This window comes from Massilia sp. KIM (assembly GCF_002007115.1).
GTDB lineage: Bacteria > Pseudomonadota > Gammaproteobacteria > Burkholderiales > Burkholderiaceae_D > Telluria.
On the sequence record NZ_MVAD01000001.1, the window covers coordinates 2,736,747 to 2,755,758 of the forward strand.

The window sequence follows — 19,012 nt, forward strand, 5'->3', positions numbered from 1 at the left end:
CAATCAATTTTTAGCAGGGATCGATACCGTTTTTCGTATCCCGGCCGCGGAATGCGGCTGCAGGCCGGCGCGCAAAACGCCGGCCCCACCTGCGCATGCATCAGGCGTGGAGAAAGCGGTTTTCCGGCAGTCCGCGCACATCCAGCGGCTGGCGCAGCAGCGCCCCGGACAGGGGAGCGCGGGCGCGGTCGCCCTCGGTCATGCCCAGGTGGGCGGTGGTGAGGTAGAGGGTGGAGAGCTCCAGGCCGCCGAAGGCCGGGCAGCTCGGCTGGGGCGCGTCGACCTCCAGCACGCGGTCGAGGCGTCCGTCCGGCGCGAAGCGCATCACCTGGCCCGCGCCCCAGCGCGTGCTCCACAGATAGCCCTCGGCGTCCACGCAGGAACCGTCCGGCTCACCGGGCGCCGCATGCGCGGGCACGAAGTCCCGGGTCGCGCCCACCTCGCCGCTGCAGGGGTTGTAGTCGGCGTAGCGGATCTCGCGCGTCATCGAGTCGGCGAAGTACATGCGCCGCCCGTCCGGGCTGAAGCAGATGCTGTTGGCGATCGCCGCGTTCCCGATCGGCAGGCGCTCGAGGCTCAGGTCGAGGTTGAGGCGGTAGAAGCCGCCCAGCGCCGTTTTGGGGTTCTCGTCCTGGTTGAACATGCCGAACACGAAGCGCCCCTGGCGGTCGCAGCGGCCGTCGTTCAGGCGGGTCGCGGGGATGTCGGCCTCGACCTCGCAGATGCGGCTCACCCGCCCGGTCGAGAAGCTGAAGAAGGCCAGGCCCGAGGCAAGCCCCAGCAGCAGGCGGTCGGTGCTGCCGGTGAGGGCGAAGCAGCACAGGCGTTCGGGCATGGGCCAGCTGCGCGTCTCGCCGCTGGCCGGCGTGTGCGCCCATAGCCTGGCGGCCGGGATATCGGTCCACAGCAGGCGCTGGCTGCGCTCGCACCACAGCAGGCATTCGCCCAGCTCGTGCCGGGTGTCGAGGAAGGGCTCCATCAGCCCTCGACCGCGAAGCGGAAGCGCGATTCGGTCTGGTAGACCTGGCCGGGGCGCAGGATCACGTTCGGGAAGTGCGGCTGGTTGGGCGAATCCGGGAAGTGCTGGGGCTCGAGGCAGAAGCCGCTGCGGTGCTCGTAGGTATGGCCCTTGCCGCGCAGCGAACCGTCGAGGAAGTTCCCGCTGTAGAACTGCACGCCGGGCTCCTCGGTCCAGAGTTCCAGCACGCGGCCCGACACCGGCTCCAACACGCGCGCGGCGCGGCTCATCCCGCCGCCCTTCGGCTTGTTGAGCACGAAGTTGTGGTCGTAGCCCAGGCCGTGGCGCAGCTGCTTGTCGGGCTGGCCGACGCGCTCGCCGATCGGGCGCGGGGTGCGGAAATCGAAGGGCGTGCCGGCCACCTTGGTCAGTTCGCCGGTGGGAATGGATTCGGCGTCGATGGCCACGAAGCTGTCGGCGTCGATCTGCAGCTCGTGCCCGAGGATGTCGCCCTCCCCCGCCAAGTTGAAGTAGCTGTGCTGGGTGAGGTTGACCGGGGTCGGCTGGTCGGTCATCGCATGGAAGCGCACCACCAGTTCGTTGTCCTCATTGAGCTGGTAGACCACGGTGACGTCCAGATTGCCGGGGTAGCCCTGCTCGCCGTCCACGCTGCGGTAGCTCAGGCGCAGGCTGTCGCCCTCGATGGCTGCTTCCCACTTCACCACGTGGAAACCCTGCGGGCCGCCATGCAGGTGGTTGTTGCCGTTGTTCGTCGGCAGGACCACCTCGCGGCCGTCGAGCATGAAGCGTCCCTTGGCGATGCGGTTGCCGTAGCGGCCGATCAGGGCGCCGAAGTAAGGGCTGTCCGCGAGGTAGGGCTCGACCGTGTCGAAGCCCAGCACCACGTCGGCCATGTTCCCGTCGCGGTCGGGCGCGTGCAGCTCGGTGATGATGCCGCCCAGGTCGATGATCTTCGCCACCATGCCCTTGGCATTGGTGAGGGTGAATTGCGTGATGGCGGCGCCGTCGGGCAATCGGCCGAAGGGCGCCTGCGTGATCGCGGTGTGCACGTTGTTGTTGTCCTTAGCGTGAGCGTGATGCGTGGACGGCCGGCCCGCCAGGCCGTCGATGTCATGATCCTAGCATGGGCGGTAAACAGGCCCGCGCGCCCTTGGCCAGGCAGGCCGGGCGGCCCGGCGTGGCTGCGCGAGCGTCCTTGCCCTGCCGCGCCCTCCTTCTCTACAGGAATGGTAGGCAATGGACCGAGAACGATCCAATCAATTTTTCGGCCGCTGAGATATCGAAAAAGGTATCGGAGCCTGCGCCAATTTGTCGCTCGCACACGCGGAAAGCGGCTGAACTGTATTCGTTTTACAACGCAACGCTTGTTGCAGCACAAGCTACATAAGTATGTGCGGAAACATTATTGGGAAAACAATTGCCCAGATGCTAGTGTAGGCCCCGTGAATACTTTCCGAGCGAAAAGCTCTTGCAAATCAACGCACAAGCGCAAGTCATTTCCTCTGGCCGCCTGCCGGCGTGCGCGCACGCCGCCCGGCGAAAGCTGGTGTAAGCGACAAGACAGCCTGGCTTGCTAGGCTTGCCGAGCCCCGGTCTTTTGCCCGAGGGACAATGACAACAAACCATCGTGATGTCATCATCGATGGACAACCCATACCAACCACTGGAGAGACACCCATGAAGCACAAGCTCCTCGCAGCAGCCCTGATCTCGAGCCTGCCGCTGTTCGCCCACGCCCAGACCAACGTCCAGGTCTACGGCCTGATCGACGCCTCCTTCGGCGTCGAAGACAGCGACGCGCCCGGCGAGAAAAGCCGCACCGTGGTGCAGTCGGGCACGCAGTCGAGCAGCCGCGTCGGTTTCCGCGGCACTGAAGACCTGGGCAATGGCCTGAAGGCGCTGTTCAACATCGAAGCCGGCCTGGCCACCGATACCGGCCTGGGCGATTCCTCGCTGTTCCAGCGCCGCTCGGTCGTCGGCCTGCAAGGCAGCTTCGGCACCGTCACCGTCGGCCGCGAATACAGCCCGCTGAACTTCGTGGCGGCCGGCGGCGACATCCTGGGCCAGGGCTTCTACGGCACCAACCTGGCCTCCTTCGGCACCAACCGCCTGACCCGCCGCCTGTCGAACTCGGTGAACTACCGCAGCAACCAGATGAACGGCTTCACCCTGAACGCGGGCTATTCGGCCGGCGAGCGCCAGACCGACCCGTCGGGCGACCTGCAGGGCGCGTCGCTGGAATACGCGAACGGCGGCCTGTTCCTGGCGGCCGGCTATCACAACGTGGAGCGCCTCGCGACCGGCGACGACAAGGAGTACGGCTTCGGCGCCGGCTTCAAGTTCGGCGACTTCGAGGTGAAGGGCAGCTACCTGGTGGCCGACCAGACCGGCGCCAACAACAAGTACGAGCACAAGAACATCGGCGCATCCTACGCCACCGGCGCCAACAAGTTCTTCCTCAACTTCCAGCAGCAGGAAATCGAGACCGGGGCCAAGGGCAATGCCGTCACCCTGGCCTACACCTACACCCTTTCCAAGCGCACCAACATCTACAGCACCTACGCCAAGCTGCGCAACAACGGCCGCGCCACCTTCGGCCTGACCTCGGCCGGCAATACCGTGGCCGTGCCGACCACCGCGCTGGGCTCGGACCCGAGCGCCTTCAACGTGGGCCTGCGCCACTCCTTCTAAACGGACTGCGCAAGCAAAAACGGCAAGCCGATGGCTTGCCGTTTTTTTTTGTCCGCGCGGACGGTGCTGCGTCCGCGCTCCGCCTCGATCAGAACTCTTCCCAATCGTCGCCCGGGTTGCCCGCCACTACCTTTGCTTTGGCCGGGGATTTGGCCACGGCCGGCTTCAGGCTTGCCGGCTTCGCGGCGGTCAGCGCGCGCGGCGCGGGCCGGGCCGGCGCCGCCTTCACGCTCGCGGCAGCCGAGGCCTGGGCGGCGCCGATGTGAAACACCGCCACCGCCTGCGCCAGGCGTCCCGCCTCTTCCTGCATCTGGGCCGAGGCGGCAGCCGCTTCCTCGACCAGGGCCGCGTTCTGCTGCGTGGTCTGGTCCATCTGGGTCACGGCCACGTTGATCTGCTCGATGCCGGAGGTCTGCTCCTGGCTGGCGGCGGTGATCTCGGTCATGATGTCGGTCACGCGGCGCACGCTCTCGACGATCTCCGCCATCGTGGCGCCGGCTTCGGCCACCAGCTTGCTGCCGTTCTGCACCTTGTCGGTCGAGTCGCCGATCAGCGCCTTGATTTCCTTGGCCGCCGCGGCCGAGCGCTGCGCCAGGTTGCGCACTTCGCTCGCCACCACCGCGAACCCGCGGCCCTGCTCGCCCGCACGGGCCGCCTCGACGGCGGCGTTGAGCGCCAGGATGTTGGTCTGGAAGGCGATGCCGTCGATGACGCCGATGATGTCGTTGATCTTGTTGGCCGAGGCGCTGATCTCTTCCATGGTGCCGACCACCTGGCCGATCACCTCGCCGCCGCGCGCCGCCACGCCCGACGCGGTCTCGGCCAGCACGTTGGCCTGGCGCGCGTTGTCGGCGTTCTGCTTGACGGTGCTGGTCAGCTCTTCCATCGAGGACGCGGTTTCTTCCAGCGCGCTGGCCTGCTGCTCGGTGCGCGAGGACAGGTCCTGGCTGCCGGCAGCCACCTGGGCCGCCGCCACCGAGATGGTGTCGGTGCCGGCGCGCACGGTGCCGACGGTGCGCACCAGGCTTTCGTTCATGCTCTTGAGGGCCTGCAGCAGCTGGCCGGTCTCGTCGCGGGTGCTGACCACGATCTCGCTGGTCAGGTCGCCGGCGGCCACGGTATTGGCCACTTCCAGGGCGCGCGCCACCGGACGGGTGATCGAACGCGTGATCCACCAGGCGACGGCGGCAGCCAGCGCCAGCGCCGCGGCGCCGAGGCCCCACATCAGCATGGTGGTGTTGCGGTAGGTGCTGGCCGCCGCCTGCGCGGCCTCCTGCGCCATCTGCTTCTGCAGCGCGGTCTGTTCGGCGGTGACCTTCTTCAGGCGGCCCAGCAGCGGACGCAGTTCATCCTTCAGGTAGGCGCGCGCGGCATCCTGTTCGCCCGCGTTAATGTGCTTGATCAGGCGCTCCTGGCCGGCCACGTAGCGCTCGGACTCGGACTTCATTTGCGCCAGCAGTTCCTTGCCCTTGGCGCTGGTCAGGGTCTTGTCCAGGTTGTCCAGGACCTCCTGCATGGTGCGGCGGTGCGTGAGCACGGCGTCCATCTGGGCCTGGCGGTCGGCCGCGTCGTCGGTCAGCATCATGTTGCGCAGGGCGATCGCGATGTCGTTGATCGCCGCCTGCATCTGGCTGGTCTGCTCGATGCGCGGCATGCGGTTGTTGACGATTTCGTCGGTGCCGTCGTTGATGCGCGCGAGCATGGCATTGCTCATCATGATCTTCATCACGAGCATGGCGCACACGATGCCGAAGCCGAGGGCGAGGCGTTTGCCGATCTTGAGGTTGGCGAGGTTCATGATTGTGTTCTCTCTCTTTTTTACCGCCTGCGGCGGCATATCGTTGTTCAGGCGGCGCGCGGCAGTGCCGCGATCAGACCCAGCTCTTCCGACTGCATCAGTTTGTCGATGTCGAGCAGGATCAGCATGCGCTCGCCCAGCGTGCCCAGGCCGAGCAGGCAATCGGTTTCCATCGTGCTGCCCATCTCGGGCGCAGGGCGGATCTGGTCGTCGGTCAGCGTGACCACGTCCGACACGCTGTCGACCACCATGCCGATCACGTGCTGGGCGATGTTCAGGATGATGACCACCGTGAAGCTGTCGTAGCTCGGCTCGCCGACGCCGAACTTGATGCGCATGTCGACGATCGGCACGATCGCGCCGCGCAGGTTGATGATGCCCTTGATGTAGTCCGGGGCGCTGGCGAGCCGCGTCGGGGCCTCGTAGCCGCGGATCTCCTGTACCTTGAGGATGCTGATGGCGTACTCTTCCTTGCCCAGGCGGAAGGACAGGACTTCGCGTTCTTCAGTTGTCTTTACGTTTTCCATGTGTGTGCTCACTGATTCGTCCGCAGGGTATTCACGTTGCCCTACAGCAAGCACATTACGTCCACTTTGGTGCGGACTCGATGGACGAATGGCAAGAACCGCAAAATTTTTCCCATTTTTAGTGCGGAATATGGCGGCTACACAACAGCTAACCGGTAGTCGCTCTTCAGTGCATATTCGCATGTGATCTCTTCGGCAAATCCGGCCTTGCCTTGGCACGCTTCCTGCGTCAACAACAGCTACGTCCATCAGGAGCCTCCATGATCATCCACCGACTCAACCCCCGCGCCATGGCCGAGCTGCGGCCGCAGCTCGCCACCCTTCTGCTCGACGCGGTGGCGGACGGCCACGTGGTAGGTTTCCTTGCCGGTCTGGACCAGGATGGGCTGGAAGCCTACTGGAGCGGGATCGGCGCCGAAGTGGCGGCCGGCACGCGCATGGTGCTGGCTGCGGAGCGCGGCGGCCAGCTGATCGGCTGCGCCCAGCTCGACCTGTACGTGCCGCCCAACGGCGCCAACCGCGCGCGCGTGGAACAGTTGCTGGTCCATTGCACCGAGCGCCGGCGCGGCGTCGGCACGGCCCTGGTCCAGGCCCTCGAGATCGAGGCGCTGGGCCTGCGCCGGGGCCTCCTGATGCTGGAAGCCGAAGCCGGATCCGGCGCCGAGCAGCTCTGGCTCAGGAACGGCTACACGCGCGCCGGCGAGCTGCCTGAATTCGCCTGCTCGCCGAACGGCCACTGGCGCGCCGCGGCGATCTATTACAAGACCCTGTTCGTCCGCGCACGCCGCTGAGCGCAGCGCAGGGTTGCGCACGGCGTGCGCGGTGCTATTTCCGCGTTTGCACGTAGAATCGGCTGTCCAGTGTGCCCGATAAAAACAACGTGACCGGTCCCCTCTCCCCGACGACCCGCAGGCCCTTGCGCGCCTACCTGCTCTGGCTGGTGCTGGCCACCCTGCTTCCGGGCCTGGTCGGGGCCTCGCTGTTCTTCATCCACCAGTACCAGAAGACCCGGATCCAGTTCGAGAAGAACACCCTGCAGACCGTGCGCGCCCTGGTGCACACGGTGGAAAGCAAGCTGCTGCAGGGCCAGGCCATCGCCCAGACCCTGTCCACCATGGAGGCGCTGGAGCGCGAAGACTTCGCGCGCGCCCACCGCCAGGCGCGCGAAGCGCTGTCGCTGGCCGGCGCCAGCATGAACGCGGTGCTGCGCGACCGCCGCGGCCAGCAGGTCCTGAACACCGCGCTCGACTACGGCAGCGCGCTCCCCCTCGACCACTCGCCCCAGATCGACAAGGTGTTCGCCAGCGGCCGTCCCTCGGTGTCGAACGTCTTCATCGGCGCGGTGCGGCGCGCCCCGACCGTGAGCATCGACGTGCCGGTGCTGGTGCGCGGCGAGATCGCCTATGTGCTGAGCGTGGCCCTGTGGCCCGACAACTTCGCCGACGTGCTCACGCCCAAGTCGGTGCCGGACGGCGCCATCGCCTCGATCTTCGACGGCGCCGGCGTCATCTTCGGGCGCAACGTCAATGCCGAGCGCTATCTCGGCAAGCGCGCCACCGACAGCCTGTACAAGGGGATCCAGCGCTCGCGCGAGGGCGTGTTCGAGGCCGCGACCCAGGAAGGCACGGAGGTCCTGACCTTTTACTCGCGCTCCGAACTGACCGGCTGGGGCGTGGCCGTGGGCCTGCCGCGCGAGACCCTGGTGCATGCGCTGCTGGAGCCGCTGGCGGCGCTGGTGACCGGCACCCTGGTCCTGTTCGGAATCGGCCTCTTGCTGGCCTGGCGCATCGGCGGGCGCCTGGCGCGCTCGGTGCGCGGCCTGCAGGCCGGCGCCGAGGCGCTCGGCAAAAGCCAGCCGGCCCCACCCTTCCCCGACTTCGAGGTGGCGGAAGCCGCCGAGGTGGCCGAGGCGATCGGCAACGCCTCGCGCCTGCTGGCCGAGCGCGCGCAGGCGCTGGCGGCCAAGGAGGGCGAGCTGCGCGAGTCCCAGCTGCTGGCGCGCTTCGGCACCTGGCACTGGTCGCTGGTGGACGGCGCCATCGAGACCTCGAGCTCGGTCACGGCCATCTTCGGGCGCGCCGTGCCGCCCTTCGAGGCCCAGCGCGGCGACCTGCTGCCCGAGGAATCCTGGCTGCGCGTGGACGCCACCCGGCGCGAGCTGCAGGAGCACGGCGGCAGCGCGCGCCTGGAGCTGCAGGTCAGGCACGCCATGGGGCACCGGATCTGGATCGACTGGCGCTGCGACAGCATCCGCGACCTCGACGGCCGGGTGGTGGCGCTGCGCGGCGCCGTGCAGGACATTACCGAGCGGGTCAAGGCCGAGGAGGCGCTGCGCCACGCCGACCAGCGCAAGAACGAATTCCTGGCCATGCTGGCCCACGAGCTGCGCAACCCGCTGGCCCCGATCGCTTCCGGCGCCCAGCTGCTGGGCCAGGACCGGCTCGAACCGGCGCGGGTGCGCCAGATCAGCGAGATCATCGCGCGCCAGGCGCGCCACATGGCCGGGCTGGTGGACGACCTGCTGGACGTCTCGCGCGTCACCCGGGGGCTGGTGGTGCTGGCCAAGCAGCGGCTCGACATCAACGAGGTGGTGTCCGACGCCGCCGAACAGGTCCAGGACTTCGTGCGCAACAAGCGCCAGCACCTGGAAGTGCGGCGGTTCCCGGAACCGGCCCACGTGATGGCCGACCGCAAGCGGCTGGTGCAGGTGGTGGGCAATCTGCTGCACAACGCGGTGAAGTTCACCGCCGACGGCGGCGCGGTCACGCTGACGGTGAGCGCCGACGCGCACACGGTATGGATCGACGTGCGCGACAACGGCATCGGCATGCTGCCGCAGGAGCTGGAGCGCGCCTTCGACATCTTCGTGCAGGGCGAGCGCACGCTGGAGCGCGCGCTCGGCGGCCTGGGGATCGGCCTGGCGCTGGTGAAAAGCCTGGTGCAGCTGCATGGCGGCGCGGTGTCGGTGCACAGCGACGGCCAGGGCCAGGGCAGCAGCTTCACCGTCTCCCTGCCGCGCTGCGCCGAGCGCGGAGGGCTTGCGGGCGACGACAGCGCCCGCTCGGGGCCGGCCGCGCGCCACCTGAAGGTGATGATCGTGGACGACAACCAGGACGCGGCCGACGTGCTGTCGATGTACGTGGCGGCTTGTGGGCATGCGGTGCTGGTGGAACACGATTCGCTGGCGGCGCTCGCGCGCGCGCCGGACTTCGGGCCGGACGTCTGCCTGCTCGACATCGGCCTGCCCGAGCTCGACGGCCACGAACTGGCGCGCCGCCTGCGCGCCGATCCGCGCACCCACGGCGCCCTGCTGGTGGCGGTGACCGGCTACGGCCAGGAACAGGACCGGCGCGCCAGCGCGGCGGCCGGCTTCGACCACCACCTGGTCAAGCCGGTGGACATGGACCGCCTGGGCCGCATCCTGGATGCGGCCACGCCGGCGGCCGCCGCGCAGACGCCTAGCGCTTGACCTTGGAGAAGGCGTCGCCCTTCTTCCAGCTCGGCATCTTCGGATCGTTCGCCACCGCATAGCCCAGGTTGAGGGTGAACTGGGCCTGCTGCACCATGCCCGACAAGTCCCACTCGGGCAGGTATTCGTCGCTGGTCTGGTGGTAGCGCTGCTTGAAGCCGACCATCTTTTCGCTCGAGGCCTCCTGGCCGTGCTCGAACTCGAAGTGGCCGTCGCCCGAGAACACCGCCGAGCCCACGTTAAACGCCGGCACGCCGGCCTTGGCGAAGTTGAAGTGGTCGGCGCGGAAGTAGGAGCCCGACAAATCGGGGATGGTGGGCGCGAGTTTCAGGCCCATTTTCTTCGCCACCTGGGCGGCGGTGTCGTACAGGCTGCTGCGCTCGGCGCCCGGCACGCCGATGTCCCGGGTGCGGCCCACGAAGTTCAGGCTGTCCAGGTTGAGGTCGGCGGCGGTGCGGGCCAACGGCACCACCGGGTTCTGCACGTAGGCCGCGCTGCCCAGCAGGCCCTGTTCCTCGGCCGCCGGCCACAGGAAGACCTGGGTGCGGCGCGCCGGCTTCTTGACCGCCTCGGCGGCCATGGCCAGCAGGGCCGCGGTGCCGGAGGCGTTGTCGATCGCGCCGTTGTAGATCTTGTCCTTCTTGCCCTCGGCCGCCTGGCCTTCGTCGATGCCCAGGTGGTCCCAGTGCGAGGAATAGACCACCGCCTGCTCCTTCAGCTTCGGGTCGGTGCCCGGCACGATCCCGACCACGTTGAACTGCTCCACGCTGCGAATCGCCGACTTGAGCTCGACGCGGGCGGCGATCTTCAGGTCCACCGGGCGGAAGTCGCGCCGCTCGGCCTGGGCGCGCAGCTGGTCGAGGTCGAAGCCGCCGGCGGCGAACAGTTCCCGCGCCGTGTCCTCGTGCAGCCAGCCTTCGACCGGATTGCCGGGGCCGGCCAGGTGGAAGCGCTCGTGCGAGAAGCCGTTGGCCGGCACACTCCACGGGTAGGACGAGGACGGCGTGGTGTGGATCAGGAGCGCGCCGGCGGCGCCGCGGCGCACCGCCTCCTCGAACTTGTACAGCCAGCGGCCGTACCAGGTGTAGGCCTTGCCGGCGAAGCGGTTCGGCTCCTCGGCGGTGGGCTGGGGGTCGTTGACCATCATGACCAGGATCTTGCCCTTCATGTCCTGGCCCTTGTAGTCGTCCCACTTTTCCTCCTCGGCGGCGACGCCGTAGCCGACGAAGACCAGCGGCGCGTCGAAGGACAGCGCGGACTTGCCGCTGGCGGTCCCGAACACGATGCCCTTGCCGATCTCGGGCGCGATCTGTTTGCCGCCGGCCTGGAAGCGCACGCTGCTGCCCGGCAGCAGGCGGGTGCCCTCGATGGACACCTTCTGGCGGTAGCCGCCGTCCGGGAGGGGCTTCAGGCCGATCAGGGCGGCCTGGGTCTCGAGGTAGCGCACCGCCAGGTCGCCGCCGCGCTGGCCGGTGCCGCGGCCCTCGAACAGGTCGTCGGCCAGGAAGGACAGGTGGGCGCGCAGGGCGGTCTCGGAAATCGCGGGCGCGAGCTGCTGGGCGTGGGCGGTGTGGGCCAGGACCAGGGCGCCGGCGGCCAGCGCCTTGGCAAGGGATTGGGATCGCATGGGCATCGGAAAAGTGGGAAGAGTGGCGAAACAGCCATCTTACCCCAGCATGCATATCTCGCGGGCGGGGGCTTGGCCCGGCCCGCGCGCAGGCATATACTGGCCCGCTCCAGGCTTTATCGACAGGTGGCCCATGCCCGTATCCCGACGCACCGCGGTCGCTTTCTTCACCGCCCTTCCCCTGGCCGCGAGCCAGGCTGCTCCCGCCTCCACCACCAAGGACTCACCACGCATGTACGGACTGATCGGAAAAATGCGCGCCCAGCCGGGCCAGCGCGACGCGCTCATCGCGATTCTTCTCGAAGGCACGGCGGCGATGCCGGGCTGCCTGAGCTACACGGTCGCCAAGGACCTGGGCGATGCGGACGGCATCTGGATCAGCGAGACCTGGGACAGCCAGGCCAGCCACAAGGCCTCGCTCTCGCTGCCGGCGGTGCAGCAGGCGATCGCCAGGGGAAGGCCCCTGATCGCGGGCTTCGACACCAGGGCCGAGCTGGAGCCCGTGGGCGGCCACGGATCGATGCGCAAGTCGACCGCCTGAACGGCCGCGCCGCGCGTTTCAGGCGGCCGTCGGCGCACCCGCGAAGGGGCGCGCATCGGCCGGCACGTCGATGACGAAGGAAGTCCCGTCCTCGGCCGAACTCGACATCATCACGCTGCCCCCGTGCGCCTCCACGATGCGGCGCACGTAGGGCAAGCCCACGCCCCAGCCGTCGCTGTCTTCCTGCTTGCCGGCGCGCCGGTAGAGCTGGAAAATGCTCTCGCTGTCTTCCGGCGCGATCGGATCCCCTTCGTTGTGCACCATCACCTGCACCCGCTCCGTGGTGGTCGACAGCACCAGCCGGATCGGGTCGCGCGAACCATACTTGATCGCATTGTTGACCAGGTTCTCGATCGACCGCTGCATGGCCTCCCTGTCCCACCAGCCCGTGATTGGCGCCACCTCCAGGTCGAGCTCCACCGCGTGCAGGGCCTGCGCGTACTGCGCCACCTCGCGCGCCACGTCCGCCATGTCGAACTCGGTGATGTCGAGCTGGATGGCGCCGGTCTTGCAGAACGAGATCCGGTCCAGCATGTCGCGCGTCATGGCGTCGATGCGCCGGGTGCTGGCGATGATCTTGCCGGCGTAGCGCCGCACCGCGTCGTCGTCCGAGGTGTGGCCGATCATCTCGGCCGCCATCTGCGCCGTCGACAGCGGGGTGCGCAGGTCGTGGGCCATCGCGGCCACGTACTGTTCGCGCAGCGCCGCCTGCACCACGGCGAAGGCGTTGGCGCTCTCGCGGATGGTGGCGTCGATGCTCGATGTGACCAGGGTGCGCTCCTCGGCGCTCAGCAGCACCCCGCCCCGCTCCAGCTCCGCGAACAGGGTGTCGCGGAAGATCTGCAGCTCGTGGATCAGGGCCGTGGCGTCGTAGACCGTCATGCGCGCGCGCTCGCCGCCATGCTCGCTGGCCACCGCGCCCAGGTCGTTGTGGGCGCGCGCGGTGTAGCCGGGCGTGAGCAGCGCGGCCAGGGTGTCGAAATAGGCCGGCAGGGTGTTTTCCAGGATCGGGGGCGCCAGCGCCCGCGCCTGCAGCACGGTCTTGCGCACGTTGGCCATCCACGCGTCCAGCACCTGGGTGCGCAGGGCCAGCATGGCCCTGGTCGTCGGCGACAGGTCTTCCTGGTCAGGCGAAAGATGTCCGGTCAGGTTGGCGTTCACGCGGCGTTCCTGGGTGTTGGTTAATGAACAACGGGCGTGAGGCAAGTCTACACGAGGGCGCAGGCGCACGGCGCGTGGATGGCGCGCGTGCAGGCGCCTGCAATCTATGCCGGCAGGAAAGAGATCAGCCCGGCCAGAGGCGGTAGCCGACCCCGGTTTCGGTGAGCAGGTGGCGCGGCTGCGCGGGGTCGGTTTCGAGCTTGTGGCGCAGGTGGCCCATGTAGATGCGCAGGTAGTGGCCGCTCTGCGCATGCCCCGGCCCCCATACCGCGCGCAGCAGCTGGGGTGCGGTCATCACGCGCCCGGCATTGCTCACCAGCACCGAGAGAAGCCGGAATTCCAGGGGCGTGAGGTGGACGTGCTGGCCACCGCGGGTGACGGCGCGCTGTTGCAGGTCGACGACAATCTCGCCGAAGCGGAACTGGCTGTCGGCCGTCGCCGCGGGTTGCCGCTGGCGGCGCAGGGTGGCGCGCACCCGCGCCAGCAATTCGCCGGTGCCGAAGGGCTTGGTCAGGTAGTCGTCGGCGCCGGCGTCGAGGGCGCGGATCTTTTCGCTTTCCATGGTCCGCGCCGAGAGCACGATGACCGGCACCGCCGACCAGCGCCGCAGGTCCTGGAGGAAGGCCACGCCATCGCCATCCGGCAGGCCGAGGTCGAGCACGATCAGGTCCGGGCGGCGGGTGCCGGCGTCGATCAGGCCGCGCTGCATGCTGGCCGCCTCGTGCACGTGCCAGCCCTCCTCTTCCAGCGCGGCGCGCACGAAGCGGCGGATCTGCGGTTCGTCCTCGACCAGCAGGGCGTTCGGGGTGTCAGTCATGCGGGGTGTCCATCGCGTCGGTTTCCGGTTCAGGCAGGGGCGGCGGGGCCTCCAGGGGCAGGGTGAAGACGAAGCCGGCCCCGCCCAGGGGCGATGCCCCGGCGCGGATCGTGCCGCCGTGGGCTTCGACGATGGCGCGGCAGATCGCCAGGCCCAGTCCCACGCCCGGCAGGGCCGATTCGCGCTCGCCGCGCACGAACTTGCCGAACACCGCTTCCTCGCTGCCGGGGCGCAGGCCGGGGCCGTCGTCGTTCACGCTCACCTCCAGCACCTGGCCACGCACGGCCGCATCGACCTCGATGCGCGCGGCCGGCGGCGTGTATTTTGCGGCATTCTCGAGCAGGTTGCACAGCACGCGTTCGATCAGCACCGGGTCCAGCTTCACCAGGGGCAGGTCCGCCGGCAGGCGGGTCGAGACCGTTCTTCCCTGCAGCGCCGCCCCGCAGGCGCGCAGCGCGCCGCCAAGCACCTCTTCGAGCGACTGCCAGTCGAGGTTCAGGCGCACCGCGCCGCTTTCGATGCGCGCCATGTCAAGCAGGTTGGCGACCAGCGCGCCCATGCGCACCGATTCCTCGCGCAGGGCCTCGGCCAGCCCGCGCTGTTTGCCGGACAGCGCCGGCTCGCCGCGCAGCAGCGACTCGGACAGGCCGACCAGGGCGGTCAGGGGCGTGCGCAAGTCGTGCGAGAGCGCCGCCAGCAGAGAGTTGCGCAGGCGCTCGGACTCCATGCTCACCAGCGCCGCCTGGGCCACCTCGACGTAGTGCACGCGCTCCAGCGCGATCGCGGCCAGCGCGCCGAGGGCGTCGAGCTGGCGGCGCTGCTCCGGGCTGGGCAGCCACTGGCCGCCCGCCGGATCGATCGCCAGCACGCCGCGGGTGCGCATCGGCGCCACCAGCGGCAGGTAGAAAGCGGCGCTGGCAGGCAGGGTGTCGGTGCCCAGGCCCGCCGGGCGCGCCTGGTCGAAGGCCCATTGGGCCACGCCCAGGTCGACGCCGCCCTCCCCTGGCGGCATGCGCAGCCGCCCCTCGGGGTCGGGCAGCAGCAGGGTGGCGCGCGCGCCGAAGGCGTTCTGGATCACGGCGCGGCTGGCGTCGAAGACCTGCTCGGCCACCAGCACGCCGGACAGCTCGCGCGCGAACTCGTACAGGGCGCGCACGCGCCGCTCGCGTTCGCCGGCGGCGCGCGCCTGGAAGCGCAGGCCGGCCGTCAGGTGGCCAGTGATCAGGCCCACGGCCAGCATCACGCCGAAGGTGATCAGGTACTGGAAGTCGGACACCGCGAAGTCGAAGCGCGGCGGCACGAAGAAGAAGTCGAAGCAGGCCACGCTCACGCAGGTGGCCGTCACCGAGGGCGCACGGCCCAGGCGCACCGCCACCAGCAGCACCACCAGCAGGAAGAGCATGGCGATGTTGGCCAGGTCGAGCCAGGCCAGCAGCGGGCTCGCCAGCGCCGCCGCCAGCAGGCTGGCGCCGGCCGCCAGCGCGTGCGCCGCGAAGCGCGGCCGGGCCGGCGCCTGGACCGACGCGGGCGCGCGCGCCTGAGGCTGGGCCACGGCCGGCAGGCCGATCTCGATCAGGTCGACGCCGGGCGCCTGCCTTGCGAGGCGGCGCGCCATGCCGGCGCGCCAGCGCCAGCCTGGACGCGCGCGACCCAGGGCGATGCGCGACAGGTTGTGGTCATGGGCGTAGTCGAGCACGGCGTTCACGGCATCCTCGCCGCTCAGGACGGCCGTCGTCGCGCCCAGGTTCTGGGCCAGCGCCAGCGCCTCCAGTGCGCGGGCGCGGCGGGCGGACGGCAGGCGCGCCATGCGCGGCGTGTCGACCACCACCGCATGCCAGGGGCTGCCCAGCTGGGAGGCCATGCGCGCCCCGCTGCGCACCAGGTGGGCCGGGTCGCCGCTTGGGCCGACGCAGACCAGCAGGCCGGCCCCGGTCTTCCAGATGCCGTCCACCGACTGCTCCACGCGCCAGGCGCGCACCTCGCCTTCGACCCGGTCGGCGGTGCGGCGCAGGGCCAGCTCGCGCAGGGCGATCAGGTTGCCCTTCCTGAAGAAGTTGCCGGCCGCGCGCTCGGCCTGGGCCGGCTGGTAGACCTTGCCCTCGCGCAGGCGCGCCAGCAGCGCGTCGGCCGGCAGGTCGACCAGCACCACCTCGTCGGCGCCATCGAAGACCCGGTCCGGCACGGTCTCGGCCACGCGGATGCCGGCGATGCCGCCGACCACGTCGTTAAGGCTTTCCAGGTGCTGCACGTTGACGGTGGTGTAGACGTCGATGCCGGCCGCCAGCAGCTCCTCGACGTCCTGCCAGCGCTTGGGATGGCGCGAGCCGGGCGCGTTGGAATGGGCCAGCTCGTCGACCAGCACCAGTCCTGGCGCGCGCGCCAGGGCGGCGTCGAGGTCGAATTCCTCCAGCCGCCGGCCGCGGTGTTCGAGCACGCGGCGCGGCAGCAGTTCGAGGCCGTCCAGCAGGCGCGCGGTCTCCTGCCGGCCGTGGGTCTCGACGACGCCCACCAGGGGCGCCCTGCCCTCGGCCCGCAGCTTGTTCGCTTCCTGCAGCATGGCATAGGTCTTGCCGACCCCGGCCGAGGCGCCGAAATAGATGCGCAGCCGCCCGCGCGCGGCGCGGCGCTCCTGCGCGTGCATCTGGGCGAGCAGGAGGTCGGGGTCGGGGCGCTGGCGGTCGTGGGGCATCGCTTAGCGAGTATGCAGGGTTTCGCCCGCCTTTTCCATATCCAGCGCCAGATTCAGCGCCAGCACGTTGACCCGCGGCTCGCCGAACACCCCCAGCCAGGGATGCTGGGCGTGGCGCGCGACCAGGGCCTCCATCCGGGCGGGATCGAGCCGGCGCGCCCGCGCCACGCGCGGCGCCTGGTAGCGCGCGGCGGCGAGGCTGATCTCCGGATCGAGGCCGCTGGCGGAAGCCGTCACCAGATCGGCCGGCACCGGCGCCGTGTTGCCGGGATCGTGCGCGCGCAGCGCCGCGATGCGGGCCTTGACCGCCTCGTGCAGCGCCGGGTTGAGCGGCCCCTGGTTGGAGCCGCCGGAGCCCGCGCCATTGGCCGGCAGCGGCGCCGTGGCCGAGGGGCGCCCCCAGAAATAGCCGGGCTGGGTGAAGGACTGGCCGATCAGGCGCGAGCCGATCACCACTCCCTCGCGGCGCACCAGGCTGCCGTTGGCCTGTTCGGCGAAGACGGCTTGCGCGACGCCGGTCACGGCCAGCGGATACAGCAGGCCGCACAGGACGCTGAGCGCGCCGAACAGGACCAGGGCGGGACGAAGAACGTAAAGCATGTCGGCTCCTTTCAAGCCAGGTTGAGCGCGGCCAGCGCCATGTCGATCAGCTTGATGCCGGCGAAGGGCAGCAGCAGGCCGCCCAGGCCGTAGACCAGCAGGTTGCGGCGCAACAGGGCCACCGCGCCCACCGCCCGGTAACGCACGCCCTTGAGCGCCAGCGGGATCAGGAACACGATGATCAGGGCGTTGAAGATCACCGCCGACATGATCGCCGAGGCCGGGCTGCTCAAGTCCATGACGTCGAGCGCCTTGAGCTGGGGGTAGGTTCCCACGAAGGCCGCCGGGATGATCGCGAAATACTTGGCGATGTCGTTCGAGATCGAGAAGGTGGTGAGCGCGCCGCGCGTCATCAGCATCTGCTTGCCGATTTCGACGATCTCGAGCAGCTTGGTCGGGTTGGAATCCAGGTCGACCATGTTGCCGGCCTCCTTGGCCGCCTGGGTGCCCGAATTCATCGCCACCGCCACGTCGGCCTGGGCCAGGGCCGGCGCGTCGTTGGTGCCGTCGCCGGTCATGGCCACCAGCTTGCCCTCGGCCTGGTAGTCGCGGATCAGGGCCAGCTTCTGTTCCGGCGTGGCCTCGGCCACGAAGTCGTCCACGCCCGCCTCGGCGGCGATGGCGGCGGCGGTGAGGCGGTTGTCGCCGGTGACCATCACGGTCTTGACGCCCATGCGGCGCAGCTCGGCGAAGCGCTCGCGGATGCCGCCCTTGACCACGTCCTTGAGCTCGACCACGCCCATCACGCGCGCGCCGTCCAGCACCACCAGCGGGGTGCTGCCGCGGCGCGCGGCCTGCTCGACGCTGCGCGCCACTTCGTCGGGATAGGGCTGGCCGAGTTCCTTCAGGTGGCGGCGGATGGCGTCGGCCGCGCCCTTGCGCACTTGCCGGCCCGGCAGGTCGATGCCGCTCATGCGGGTCTGGGCGCTGAAGGGCACGAACTGCGCCCCCAGGCCTTCCATGGCGCGCTCGCGGATGTTGAAGCGGTTCTTGGCCAGCACCACGATGCTGCGCCCTTCCGGGGTCTCGTCGGCGAGCGAAGCCAGTTGCGCGACGTCGGCGAGTTCGCGCTCGTTCACGCCGGGCGCCGGCAGGAAGGCGGCGGCCTGGCGGTTGCCGAAGGTGATGGTGCCGGTCTTGTCGAGCAGGAGCACGTCGACGTCGCCGGCCGCCTCCACCGCGCGGCCCGAGGTGGCGATCACGTTGGCCTGCATCATGCGGCTCATGCCGGCCACGCCGATGGCCGACAGCAGGCCGCCGATGGTGGTCGGGATCAGGCAGACCAGCAGCGCCACCAGCACGGTGACGCCCACCGGCTGGCCGCCGCCCGCCGCCTCCACCGCGAAGCGGGAGAAGGGCAGCAGGGTCACGGTCACCACCAGGAACACGATGGTGAGCGCCACCAGCAGGATGGTGAGGGCCACCTCGTTCGGGGTCTTCTTGCGCGCCGCGCCTTCGACCATGCCGATCATGCGGTCGAGGAAGGTCTCGCCCGGATTGGCCGAGACCCGCACCACCAGCCAGTCCGACAGCACCCGGGTGCCGCCGGTGACGGCGCAGAAGTCGCCGCCCGATTCGCGGATCACGGGCGCCGATTCGCCGGTGATGGCGCTTTCGTCGACCGAGGCGACGCCGTCGACGATCTCGCCGTCCACGGGGATCACGTCGCCCGCCTCGACCAGGAAGAACATGCCTTTGCGCAGTTCGTCCGACTTGGCCGGGTGCCAGGGGGTGCCGTGGATCGGGTGCGGCAGCTTCTTGGCCATCACGGTCTGGCGCAGGCTGCGCAGCGAGGCCGCCTGGGCCTTGCTGCGCCCTTCCGCCAGCGCCTCGGCGAAGTTGGCGAACAGGATGGTGAACCAGAGCCAGACCGCGGTGGCGAGGATGAAGCCGGCCGGGGCCTCGCCCTGCCCTGCCAGGGCCTGCAGCCACAGCAAGGTGGTCAGGATGCTGCCGACGTAGACCACGAACATCACCGGGCTGCGCAGCTGGGTGCGCGGGTGCAGCTTGCGGAAGGCGTCCTTCACGGCCGGCCACACCAGGGCCGCATCGAACAGAGTCAGGGCGCGGCGCGGGCCCGCCGTATGGAGTTGGGGGATCGATTGTTCCATGG

Annotated in this window: 14 protein-coding genes; 4 read left to right on the plus strand and 10 right to left on the minus strand. The window is 69.5% G+C overall.

Going from position 1 to position 19,012, the window contains the following annotated elements; genetic code table 11:
- Nucleotides 1–100: 100 nt before the first annotated feature.
- Both B0920_RS11915 and B0920_RS11920 read right to left on the minus strand, forming a co-directional pair.
- Nucleotides 101–979 (minus strand): SMP-30/gluconolactonase/LRE family protein, encoded by an 879-nt coding sequence (locus B0920_RS11915; protein WP_078032704.1) that lies wholly within the window; start codon nt 977–979, stop codon nt 101–103.
- Nucleotides 979–2,028: an aldose epimerase family protein gene (locus tag B0920_RS11920; protein ID WP_143745717.1), complete on the minus strand. Its 1,050-nt coding sequence runs from the start codon at nt 2,026–2,028 to the stop codon at nt 979–981. The genes B0920_RS11915 and B0920_RS11920 overlap by 1 nt, the downstream gene beginning before the upstream one ends.
- Before the next feature lie 628 nt (nt 2,029–2,656).
- Here B0920_RS11920 and B0920_RS11925 point away from each other — a divergent pair.
- Nucleotides 2,657–3,670, plus strand: coding sequence for a porin (locus B0920_RS11925; protein ID WP_078032705.1), 1,014 nt, complete (start codon nt 2,657–2,659; stop codon nt 3,668–3,670).
- Between the two features lie 88 nt (nt 3,671–3,758).
- Here the strand turns inward: B0920_RS11925 and B0920_RS11930 are convergent, their stop codons facing one another.
- Complete coding sequence (locus B0920_RS11930; protein WP_078032706.1) at nt 3,759–5,468, minus strand: methyl-accepting chemotaxis protein; 1,710 nt, start codon at nt 5,466–5,468, stop codon at nt 3,759–3,761.
- A gap of 47 nt (nt 5,469–5,515) precedes the next feature.
- Complete coding sequence (locus tag B0920_RS11935; protein ID WP_078032707.1) at nt 5,516–5,995, minus strand: chemotaxis protein CheW; 480 nt, start codon at nt 5,993–5,995, stop codon at nt 5,516–5,518.
- A gap of 260 nt (nt 5,996–6,255) precedes the next feature.
- On the opposite strand from B0920_RS11935, the gene B0920_RS11940 reads away from it, so the two are divergent.
- Nucleotides 6,256–6,786: a GNAT family N-acetyltransferase gene (locus B0920_RS11940; RefSeq protein WP_078032708.1), complete on the plus strand. Its 531-nt coding sequence runs from the start codon at nt 6,256–6,258 to the stop codon at nt 6,784–6,786.
- Nucleotides 6,787–6,875: 89 nt separating this feature from the next.
- On the plus strand, nt 6,876–9,464 hold the full coding sequence (locus tag B0920_RS11945) for an ATP-binding protein (protein WP_229455408.1): 2,589 nt from the start codon (nt 6,876–6,878) through the stop codon (nt 9,462–9,464).
- On the opposite strand, the gene B0920_RS11950 is transcribed toward B0920_RS11945, so the two are convergent.
- Nucleotides 9,454–11,091 (minus strand): M28 family peptidase, encoded by a 1,638-nt coding sequence (locus B0920_RS11950; protein ID WP_078032710.1) that lies wholly within the window; start codon nt 11,089–11,091, stop codon nt 9,454–9,456. The genes B0920_RS11945 and B0920_RS11950 overlap by 11 nt on opposite strands.
- Before the next feature lie 133 nt (nt 11,092–11,224).
- Between B0920_RS11950 and B0920_RS11955 the strand changes: the two genes are divergently transcribed.
- Nucleotides 11,225–11,632 carry a putative quinol monooxygenase gene (locus B0920_RS11955; RefSeq protein WP_218669354.1) on the plus strand — a complete coding sequence of 136 codons (408 nt, stop codon included), beginning with the start codon at nt 11,225–11,227 and terminating at the stop codon, nt 11,630–11,632.
- A gap of 18 nt (nt 11,633–11,650) precedes the next feature.
- On the opposite strand, the gene B0920_RS11960 is transcribed toward B0920_RS11955, so the two are convergent.
- The 5 genes from B0920_RS11960 to kdpB form a co-directional block, all read right to left on the minus strand.
- The gene (locus B0920_RS11960) at nt 11,651–12,793 is read right to left on the minus strand and encodes a sensor histidine kinase KdpD (RefSeq protein WP_078032712.1); all 1,143 of its coding nucleotides are present in this window, start codon (nt 12,791–12,793) and stop codon (nt 11,651–11,653) included.
- Between the two features lie 124 nt (nt 12,794–12,917).
- The gene (kdpE, locus tag B0920_RS11965) at nt 12,918–13,610 is read right to left on the minus strand and encodes a two-component system response regulator KdpE (RefSeq protein WP_078032713.1); all 693 of its coding nucleotides are present in this window, start codon (nt 13,608–13,610) and stop codon (nt 12,918–12,920) included.
- A complete protein-coding gene (locus tag B0920_RS11970; RefSeq protein WP_078032714.1) occupies nt 13,603–16,299 on the minus strand; it encodes a DUF4118 domain-containing protein in 2,697 nt (898 codons plus the stop codon). Before B0920_RS11970 ends, kdpE begins: the two co-directional genes overlap by 8 nt.
- A gap of 3 nt (nt 16,300–16,302) precedes the next feature.
- Nucleotides 16,303–16,899 (minus strand): potassium-transporting ATPase subunit KdpC, encoded by a 597-nt coding sequence (gene kdpC, locus B0920_RS11975; protein WP_078032715.1) that lies wholly within the window; start codon nt 16,897–16,899, stop codon nt 16,303–16,305.
- Nucleotides 16,900–16,910: 11 nt separating this feature from the next.
- Nucleotides 16,911–19,010 carry a potassium-transporting ATPase subunit KdpB gene (gene kdpB / locus B0920_RS11980; protein WP_078032716.1) on the minus strand — a complete coding sequence of 700 codons (2,100 nt, stop codon included), beginning with the start codon at nt 19,008–19,010 and terminating at the stop codon, nt 16,911–16,913.
- Nucleotides 19,011–19,012 lie beyond the last annotated feature (2 nt).